Here is an 8,505-nt window from a genome sequence, read left to right on the forward strand (position 1 = left end):
TCCTTCGGGTTCGGGGCGGAACACGACGCGGGGCGGCTCACTGTGCGCGTCGACGTCCGCGATCACTGGCTGGCCGACCCGGATGTCGGCGGTGGGCAGGCCGGTGAGCGTGGTGATGATCCGGGGGCCTTCGGCGAGCTCGACGATGGCCACCCGGTAGGGCGCGGGGTGCCCGGGTAGGTAGGTCTTGTGGAAGACGGCGAAGGACCAGACGGTCCCGCGTCCGGATGCGGTGAACCACTCGGCGGCGTCGCGGGTGGCGCACCGCGGGCAGATGCGGGGTGGGGGGAAGGCCGGCGTGCCGCAGGATCCGCAGCGGGCGACGCGCAGCTCGCCGGCCCGGAGCCCGTCGACGTGCGGTTGGACGTACATCAGGCCTCCGTCCCGAACAGCACCGACGACACGATCGGCGCGGCGCAGGCGTACTGGATGGTGCGCGCGCCGGGGACCTGCCGCGGTCCGCATTCCCCCCGGAGTTGGCGGACGGCTTCGACGATGAGGCCCCAGCCCTGCAGATAGCCCTCGGAGAGCTGCCCCCCGGAGGTGTTGCAGGGCAGTTCCCCGCCCAGCCCGATGCGGCCGTCGGCGATCCATTCGCCCGCCTCGCCGGGCTTGCACCAGCCGAGGCCTTCGAGGGTGAACAGGACATTGGGGCTGAAGTTGTCGTAGGTCATCAGCGCGTCGACCGCTGCGCGGTCTCGGTCCGCAGCGTGCAGGACGGCGTTGCCGACCTCGGTCAGGGCGGATGCCCAGAAGTCCTCCGGGGGGAGGTCGGACCCGGTCAGCCGGGCGCGTTGCGCGGCGCCGAGGACGTGCACGGGTGTATTCGGCAGATCGCGGGCGCGTTCGGCGGTGGTGAGCACCAGGGCGACGCCGCCGTCGTTGATCTGGCAGTAGTCCAGGATGCGCAGCGGCTCGACGATGTAGCGGGAGGCGAGGTAGTCCTCCAGTGTCAGTGGCTGCCGGCGCAGCGCTTGCGGGTTGCAGCCGGCGTGGTCGCGGAACGTCGTGGCCACGGTGCCGAGCTGCTCGTCGGTGGTGCCGTACAGGTGGCGGTGGCGCTGCAGCATCAGCGCCGAGAAGGCGCCGGGCGAGGTCATGCCGTACGGGGCGGTCAACGCGGGCGTGCTGCCGTAGCCCTCGCCGGCCGGGGTGGACCCGGAGTTCCCGGCCCCGTAGGTGGCGCCCCGGGTGCGGCCGTCATTGCCGTACACCACGGCGACGGTGTGGCACAGGCCTTCGCGGATCGCCGTTGCGGCCAGCTGAATCGCGGGCCCGGTCATCCGGCCCTCCGGCGGCAACTGCGCGGTCCAGCGCGGGTCGAGGCCGTGCGCGGCGGCGAGGCCCTCGTAGCTGTCGACGCGGTGGGTCAGCAGGCCGTCGATCTCGGTGACGGCGAGCTCCGCGTCGTCGAGCGCGGCACGCAGTGCCGCCGCGGCGAGGTCATCGGCGGTGCGCCCGAGCGCCCCGTAGGCGGTGGTGCCGATGCCGGCGACCGCGACATGGGTGCCCATCCCGAACCTCCGTTGTCCGGATGTTGGATACAAGTTGGCGGCCTTCTCCGGCCCGCCGGGGATCAGGCTCAGTCGGCGAGAATGCCGTCGCGCTTGAGCGCGGCGACGACCTGGTCGCCTTCCTGACGGACGTGTTCGCGGTTGGCCAGGTCGGCCTCCGCCGCGTCGCCGGCGCGCAGCGCGGCGATGATCCGGGCGTGCCCGCGGTTGGCCTGCGGGCTCGCCGCCGCGGGCAGGCTGTACACCTCGCGCGGCAGGTTGTGCGACAGGTGCCGCAGGATCGACAGAGTCCGGCGGCTCGCCCCGGTCTTGTTGATCAGGGCGTGGAACTCCCAGTTCAGGTCGTGCACCAGATCCGGATCGTCGCTGGCGCACATCTGCTCGTGCAGCTCGTCGAGCCTGGTCAGCACCGGATTGGTGATCCGCCGGACGGCTCCGGCGGCGGCCAGCCCCTGAGCCATTCCGTACAGCTTGTAGTGGTCGGTGATGTCCTCGGACCGGATGGGCACCACGAAGGTGCCCCGGTGCGACTCGGAGGTGACCAGCCCGTCCATCTCGAGGGCGATCAGAGCCTCGCGCACCGGGAGTCGGCTCACCCCGAGCTCCTCGGCGATGGCGTCCTGCGGGACCCGCTGGTCCGCCTTGAGCCTGCCGTCGAAGATCATGGAGCGGATGTGCTCGGCCACCTCGACGCTCAGGGCGCGGCGCCGCCCGCGTAGGCGGGAGTCGGCGCGAGCCCGTCCGGCCACCGCTGCTCCCCCCGTTCGCGTGCTCTGGGATGGATAAAGTATCACCGCGTTGGTCGGAGAAACCTCTGCGGCGGTCATCGCGCACCCACCGGGGTGGGCATGCCCCAGCGCGCCAGGGTCTCGTCGAGGGGGTCGGCGGTGCGGGATCGCAACGGGGTCCGGTCGAGTCGCGGCGCGGCCGCGGGTTGCGGCCCGTCGGGGTGGTGCTCCAGGGTGCGCCGAGCGCTGAGGTGGGCATCGGCGGGCGCCTCGGCCAGCGACAGCACCGGGGTCACACAGGCGTCGAGTACCGCGAAGACCGCCGTCCACTCCGCCCTGGTGCGGGTGGCGAACGCGGCGGCAACCGTCTCCTTCAGCCGCGGCCACTGCTCGCGGTCCCACTGGGCGGGCAGCGCCGCGGGGTCGAGGTCGAGGCCCTCCAGCAACCGGGCCCAGAACCGCGGCTCGATGCTGCCGACGGCCATGTACTCGCCGTCGGCGGTGGCGTAGACGTCGTAGAACGGGGCACCGGAGTCGATGTCGTTGGTGCCCGGCTCGCCGGACCATCGGCCCTGCGCCGCCCGGCTCCAGATCCCGGTCATCAGCAGGCTCACCCCGTCGACCATGGCCGCGTCGACCACCTGTCCTCGGTCGCTGTGGCGGCATTCGAGCAGGGCGGTGACGATGCCGAACGCGAGCATCATCCCGCCTCCGCCGTAGTCGCCGACCAGGTTCAGCGGCGGGACCGGGGCTTCGCCGCGTCGGGCGATCGAGCGCAGCGCGCCGGTGAGGGCGAGGTAGTTGATGTCGTGGCCGGCCTCGCGCGCGCGGGGCCCGTCCTGTCCCCAGCCGGTCATCCGGCCGTAGACGAGCCGCGGGTTCTCCTCGTGGCAGCGTTTCGGGCCGAGTCCGAGCCGCTCCATCACGCCCGGGCGGAAGCCCTCGACCAGTACGTCGGCCCGGCGGACGAGCTCGAGCGCGCTGTCGCGACCCTCGGAGGTCTTGAGGTCGAGCCCCAGCCAGGGCCGCCCTCGGGTGAGGGCGCCACCGTCAACCGGGCCGGTGGGCCGGTCGATCCGAATGATGTCCGCACCGGCGTCGGCGAGCAGCATCGCGGCGAACGGGCCGGGCCCGAGCCCGGCGAACTCGACGACCTTGACCCCGGCAAGGGGCCCGTCGTGTATGTCCTGCATGGTTCTGCTCCTCATGCGGCGTAGGGGTCGCCGATGCTGCGCCCCCCGCACACGACCAGGACCTGCCCGGTCACGTAGGGGGCGGTGGCGAGATAGGCGACGGCGTCGGCGACGTCGTCGGGCCGCCCGGCGCGCCCGACCGGGATGGCATCGAGGGTGCGGCGGCGAACCTGCGGAGGCAGCCCATCGGTCATCGGGGTCTCGACGAAGCCGGGGGCGATCGCGTTGACCGTGATCCCGGAGCGGCCGAGCTCGAGGGCGAGCGAGCGCGTCGCGCCGACCAGGCCGCCCTTGGCCGTGGAGTAGGCCGTGGACCCGAACGTGCCGAGCCAGGCGCGTGACGCCAGGTTCACCACCGCTCCCCCGCCCCGCTCGACCATGCCGGGTGCGGCGAGCCGGATGAGGGCCAGCGGGCCGAGCAGGTTGATCTCCAGCAGGCGCCGGAACAAGGTCGGGTCGAGGTTGCCCACCCGGGCGTCGCGCAGCACGCCGGCACAGTTGACCAGCAGGTCCACTCCCCCGAGCTCGGCGCAGCGGGCGATCGCGGCGTGCCGGGAGTCCGGATCGGTGACGTCGAGGACGACCGGGTGCAGACGACCCTCGGCCATGCCGGCGAGCTCGTGGGTGGTTGCGCGGACCGCATCGCCGTCGAGGTCGGCGACCACGACGGTCGCGCCGCACCGGGCGAGGCGGGCGCAGATGCCGCGGCCGATGCCGCCGGCGCCCCCGGTGACCAGGGCGAGCTTCCCATGGAGCATCATGGCCGCAGCCTCCCCAGATCGGATCCGGCCGTCAGGTAGATCTCCTGGCCGGTGATGTGCTGGCCGCCTGGTCCGAGCAGGGCGGCGAGCTGCCCCGCCAGCGCGCCGGGCAACTCCGTGCCCACTGTGTCGATGGCGAGGACGTTCACCGTCACCGAGTCGTGGGCCAGCTCGATGGCCAGTGTGCGGGCCATGGAGAGCACGCCGTTGGTCACCGCGGAGGCGCCCGCGTACCCGCTCGCCGCCATCAGGGGGCCTGGGGGGAGGACGAACACCAGCCTGCCGCCGCGCAGGAACGCGAGCTCCTGTTGAACCGCTGCCAGTGTCTCGTCGAGCGCATCGCCGATCTCCTCGCTGAGCCGCGCATCGCTCAGCTCGGCCAGCGGAGCACGGGCCGGGATCCGCGGCACGACACACACCGCCGGCGCGGACGGCTGAACGGCGGCGGCGGCCCGCTCGACCGCGGTGAGCAGTGCCCCGCCGCCGACCACGTGCACGTCAGCGGCCGAACCGGCACCGGAGGCTGTGAAGCGCGTTGCGGGTGTCGAGGTCATCGGGTCATCACCACCGTGGTGACCGAGCCGCCGTCGGTGCCGTTCACGGTGCCGCCCTTGCAGTACGCGAGTGCGGTACGCGCGCCGTCGACCTGGCGGCCGCCCGCGGTGCCGCGCAGCTGCCAGGTGAGTTCGCAGACCTGGGCGGCACCGGTGGCGCCGACGGGGTGGCCTCGGGACAACAGGCCACCGCTGGGGTTCACCGGCAGCCGGCCCCCGAGGGAGGTGTGGCCGGCCGCAGTCCAGGCGGCGCCCTGTCCGCGCGGGACGAGTCCGAGGCCCTCCATGCGGACGATCTCCGCGATGGTGAAGCAGTCGTGCATCTCGACCAGGTCGATCTCCGTGGGACCGACCCCCGAGAGCTTCCAGGCATGCTCCCCCGCCCGGCGGGAGACGTCTTCCGCATTCAGATCGCCGAGCCCGGTCTGCACGGATCCGCTGACCAGCCCGACGCCCAGCACTCTGGGCACCGGCCCGGCGATCCCGAGCCGGCGAAGCCCGGCGGGGCTGCACAGCACCACCGCGGCGGCTCCGTCCGAGATCGGGCTGCAGTCCAGCAGCCCGAGCGGCTCGGCGATCGGCCGAGCGCCGAGCACCTGCTCGAGGGAGATTGGCTTCTGGTACTGCGCGAACGGATTGTGCACCGAGTGCGCGTGGTTCTTCACCGCCACCGCGGCGATCTGCTCGCGGGTGGCGGCGTGGTCGGCCATGTAGCGCCGCGCGCTCATCGCGTGCCCGGCCGCCATCACGTAGCCCACGGCGGCATCGAGGTCACCCGGATCGGGCCGGACACCACCGGAGATACGGTCGGTCATCTTCTCGACGCCGATCACGAGGATCACGTCGTGCAGCCCGGCGGCGAGGGCGACCCACGCCTCCCGGATCGCCGTCGCGCCGCTGGCGCAGTAGTTCTCGTGGTTCGACACCGGTGTGCCGTCCAGCCCGAGCTGGGCGGCGATGCGCTGCCCGGCAACCGGGCCGCCGAACACGTGCCCGACATACAGGCCGTCCACCTGGGTCAGATCCGCTCTGGCGTCGGCGAGCGCGGCGCGGGCGGCGCCGACCGCCATCCGCTCGAGGGTGACCTCAGCGGGGTACTTGCCGAACCGGACCATCCCGGCCCCGGCAACATGCGCGGGCGCGAGACTCATGCCGCCACCTCCGCGGCACGGAACCGGTAGCCCATGAGTTCCGCACCGTCGTCGGCGGTGCCGAACGGAGCGACCTCCAGCTCGACGGGCAGATCCAGCACCACCTCCTCTGGCGCGATCCCGACAACGGTGGACATCAACCGGACCTGGTCGGACGGTAGGTCGACCCACGCCAGCACGTATGGCACCTCGACACCGGGCGGCGCCTGCCGGACGACCGTGTACGAGTGCACGCGGCCGTTCGCGGCGAGTTCGATCCGCTGCAGCCCCTCCGCCGCGCGGCAGGCCGGGCAGAAGTCCCGGGGCGGGAAGGTGGTCGTGCCACATGCCGCGCACCGCGAACCGAGAAGGCGCGGCGGGTCGAGGGCGAGCAGGCCCTCCCGGAATGGGCGAGCCGCGGCCGGGCCCGAGGTGTGCGCACGGGCCGAACTGGCGGTGGTGGGGGGCATCGACGCCTCCTGCGTTCGGTCGTCGAGAGCTAACGGCTCCCGCTCATGAGGCCAACCTTAGATCCTTGATACAAGTTGAGCAAGCCAGTGAGCGGGACTATCGCGCCCACGGCCGACGCATCTGGACAGCCGCGCAGTCGATAATCGCACTTCAGAGCCCTTCTCTATCGTCAAGCGTTGTGCTTGGTGCCACAGTGTGTCAATGTATCAAATATCGAGAAGGGACACCGATGACTCTCACCGCCGAGACGCCGACCGTCTCCGCCGCCGTCTCTGCCCGGCTCGCCCTCGCCCCACATGTGTTCGTGGACGGCACGGCGCAGACAACGCTGAGCGGCAAGAATCTGCCCGTCCTCGACCCCGCGACCGGGCAGATGATCGCCACCGCGGCCGACGGCGACGCCGTGGACATCAACCGGGCCGTCGCCGCGGCGACCCGAGCCTTCGACCCGTCCGGCGAATGGCGCACGATGACGCCGGTCGAGCGCGGCCGGGTGCTGCACCGCATCGGCGACGCGATCCTCGACCGGGCCGACGAGTTCGCCGAGCTGGAGGTACTCGACGCCGGCAAGGTCCGCGGCGCGGCCCGTGCCATCGACGTCGACTTCGCCGCCCGGGCCTTCCACTACTTCGCCGGCTGGCCCACCAAGATCACCGGAGCCACGGTGCCCGTCTCACATCCGGGCATCCACGTCCGCACCGAGAAGGACCCGGTCGGCGTGGTCGGCGCGATCACCGCGTGGAACTTCCCGCTGCTGCTGTGTGGCTGGAAGCTCGCCCCGGCCCTCGCCGCCGGCTGCACGGTCGTGCTCAAGCCGTCCGAGGAGACGCCACTGTCCGCGCTCTGGCTCGCCGAGCTGGCCATCGAGGCGGGCCTGCCGGCCGGTGTGCTCAACGTGGTCCCCGGCCGCGGTGACACGGCCGGGGAGGCACTGGTCGACCATCCTGGCGTCGACAAGATCACGTTCACCGGCTCGACCGCCGTCGGCAAGCAGATCGCCCGCCGCGCGGCCGAGCAGGTCAAGCGCGTGACCCTCGAACTCGGCGGGAAGAGCGCGAACATCATTTTCCCCGATGCCGACCTCGACGCCGCCGTCGAGGGCTCGGCCGGCGGGATCTTCTGGCACTCGGGCCAGACCTGCAGTGCCCCGTCGCGCCTGTTCGTGCACCGCTCAGTGCACGACGAGGTCGTCGAGCGGCTGCACGCGATCGGCGACGGCCTCCGTTCCGGTCACGGCCTCGACCCGACGACAGGCCTCGGCCCGCTGATCAACGCCCGCCAGCTCGAGCGCGTCGCCGACCACGTCCGCCGGGCAGGCGAAGAAGGCGCGAGGGTGCACATCGGGCCCGACGTGCCGACCGGCGGCTTCTTCCACCCGGCGACGGTCATCTCCGACGCCCGCGACGACATGGCCTGCGCCCGCGAGGAGATCTTCGGGCCGGTACTGACGGTGCTGCCGTTCGACGACACCGACGAGGTACTGCGCCGCGCCGACGCCAGCGAGTACGGCCTGGCGGCCGGGGTCTGGACACAGAACGTCAGCAACGCCCACCGGGCTACGAAGGCACTGCGCGCCGGGACCGTCTACGTCAACGGCTGGGGCCTCACCGACCCCGCCGCCCCCTTCGGCGGCTTCCGCCAGTCGGGGTACGGCCGCGACCTCGGGCCGGACAGCCTCGAGGGATACCTCGAGACCAAGTCCGTCTGGACCTTCCACGGCTGACCCTCGCCGATCACCGCTGATCACTGCCGATCACCAACCAGGAGACACCCATGAAGACTCGTGCCGCCGTCCTGACCGGCTACCACAAGCCCTTCGAGATCCGTGAGGTCGAGCTCGACGAGCCCGGCCCCAACGAGGTCCTGCTCAAGATGTCCGCCGCCGGCCTGTGCCACTCCGACCTGCACATGATGGACGGCGACAACGTCGTCCGGTTCCCGATCGTCGGCGGGCACGAGGCCGCCGGGCTTGTCGAGCGCGTCGGCCCCGGCGTGACCAGGGTGAAGCCTGGCGACCACGTCGTCTGCAGCTTCATCCCCTCCTGCGGCGTGTGCCGCTACTGCTCCACCGGCAGGCAGGGCCTCTGCAACTCCGGGGCCACGATCCTCGAGGGCTCCATGCCCGACGGCACCTTCCGCATGCACGACGACGAG

10 protein-coding genes are annotated in these 8,505 nt (G+C 72.1%); 2 read left to right on the plus strand and 8 right to left on the minus strand.

Going from position 1 to position 8,505, the window contains the following annotated elements; genetic code table 11:
- From VGD70_RS35470 to VGD70_RS35505, 8 genes are all read right to left on the minus strand, one after another.
- Window positions 1–372 (minus strand): Zn-ribbon domain-containing OB-fold protein (locus VGD70_RS35470; RefSeq protein WP_331089297.1); only part of this gene is annotated, 372 nt, incomplete at its 3' end.
- Window positions 372–1,514 (minus strand): thiolase C-terminal domain-containing protein, encoded by a 1,143-nt coding sequence (locus VGD70_RS35475; protein WP_331089299.1) that lies wholly within the window; start codon window positions 1,512–1,514, stop codon window positions 372–374. The genes VGD70_RS35475 and VGD70_RS35470, both read right to left, overlap by 1 nt.
- Window positions 1,515–1,582: 68 nt before the next feature.
- Complete coding sequence (locus VGD70_RS35480) at window positions 1,583–2,263, minus strand: GntR family transcriptional regulator (protein ID WP_331089301.1); 681 nt, start codon at window positions 2,261–2,263, stop codon at window positions 1,583–1,585.
- Window positions 2,264–2,337: 74 nt separating this feature from the next.
- Complete coding sequence (locus tag VGD70_RS35485; protein ID WP_331089303.1) at window positions 2,338–3,435, minus strand: CaiB/BaiF CoA-transferase family protein; 1,098 nt, start codon at window positions 3,433–3,435, stop codon at window positions 2,338–2,340.
- 11 nt (window positions 3,436–3,446) lie between these two features.
- Window positions 3,447–4,196 carry an SDR family NAD(P)-dependent oxidoreductase gene (locus tag VGD70_RS35490; RefSeq protein WP_331089305.1) on the minus strand — a complete coding sequence of 250 codons (750 nt, stop codon included), beginning with the start codon at window positions 4,194–4,196 and terminating at the stop codon, window positions 3,447–3,449.
- Window positions 4,193–4,750 carry a hypothetical protein gene (locus VGD70_RS35495; protein ID WP_331089307.1) on the minus strand — a complete coding sequence of 186 codons (558 nt, stop codon included), beginning with the start codon at window positions 4,748–4,750 and terminating at the stop codon, window positions 4,193–4,195. Before VGD70_RS35495 ends, VGD70_RS35490 begins: the two co-directional genes overlap by 4 nt.
- The gene (locus tag VGD70_RS35500; RefSeq protein ID WP_331089309.1) at window positions 4,747–5,901 is read right to left on the minus strand and encodes a thiolase family protein; all 1,155 of its coding nucleotides are present in this window, start codon (window positions 5,899–5,901) and stop codon (window positions 4,747–4,749) included. The genes VGD70_RS35495 and VGD70_RS35500 overlap by 4 nt, the downstream gene beginning before the upstream one ends.
- Window positions 5,898–6,350, minus strand: coding sequence for a Zn-ribbon domain-containing OB-fold protein (locus VGD70_RS35505; protein WP_331089311.1), 453 nt, complete (start codon window positions 6,348–6,350; stop codon window positions 5,898–5,900). The genes VGD70_RS35500 and VGD70_RS35505 overlap by 4 nt, the downstream gene beginning before the upstream one ends.
- Window positions 6,351–6,580: 230 nt before the next feature.
- Here VGD70_RS35505 and VGD70_RS35510 point away from each other — a divergent pair, with 230 nt between their 5' ends.
- A complete protein-coding gene (locus VGD70_RS35510) occupies window positions 6,581–8,074 on the plus strand; it encodes an aldehyde dehydrogenase family protein (RefSeq protein WP_331089313.1) in 1,494 nt (497 codons plus the stop codon).
- A gap of 50 nt (window positions 8,075–8,124) precedes the next feature.
- Window positions 8,125–8,505: alcohol dehydrogenase catalytic domain-containing protein (locus VGD70_RS35515; RefSeq protein ID WP_331089315.1), on the plus strand; the 381-nt coding region annotated here is incomplete at its 3' end.

The sequence above is a fragment of the Actinophytocola sp. genome, from assembly GCF_036402745.1.
In the GTDB taxonomy this organism is placed as follows: domain Bacteria; phylum Actinomycetota; class Actinomycetes; order Mycobacteriales; family Pseudonocardiaceae; genus Actinophytocola.